General features: G+C 63.0%; 1 protein-coding gene. It reads right to left on the reverse strand.

What is annotated here, in order from left to right:
* Window positions 1-156: 156 nt before the first annotated feature.
* Window positions 157-549, reverse strand: a 393-nt coding sequence (locus NKJ21_RS27475; RefSeq protein WP_254733462.1) for an ATP-binding protein, incomplete at its 5' end; no start/stop codon positions are given.

Consider the following 549-nt stretch of genomic DNA (forward strand, 5'->3'; position numbering starts at 1 on the left):
CGTTCTAGCTGCTGAGGTTCTCTGGCATTGGGCAAGCCGCACGGTCAACTGGAATCGCGGCTTGAGCTTGTTGTGTTTCTGTTGCGTTTGCTGTGGGCATGTGGGCAACGCCTTGGCGTTGTCCAAGCGCAGCGGCATGTCCACAGCGTCACGGGCTCAGGTCTTTCGGGCGGATTGCCGGGTTCGGCGCAGGCTCTCGCCAGTAAGGTCGAGCCGATGGGCATTGTGGACGAGGCGATCGAGCACGGCGTCGGCATAGGTAGGATCTCCAATGAGCACATGCCACTGGTCCACGGGGAGCTGGCTGGTGACGATGGTGGAACGATGACCATAGCGATCTTCGAGGATTTCCAGGAGGTCGTGACGGGCACCAGCGTCGAGCGGCTCGAGCCCCCAGTCATCGAGGATCAGCAGATCGACACGGCCGAGCCCGCGCAATAGGCGCGGATGGCGACCGTCGCCGCGCGCGAGAGCGAGGTCATCGAACAGCCGCGGAACACGTTGATAGAGCACGGAGCGATTGTCACGGCAGGCCTTGTGGCCGAGCGC

Origin of the sequence: Klebsiella sp. SWET4, from assembly GCF_024296565.1 — a bacterium.
Classification (GTDB): Bacteria; Pseudomonadota; Gammaproteobacteria; order Enterobacterales; family Enterobacteriaceae; genus Klebsiella; species Klebsiella variicola.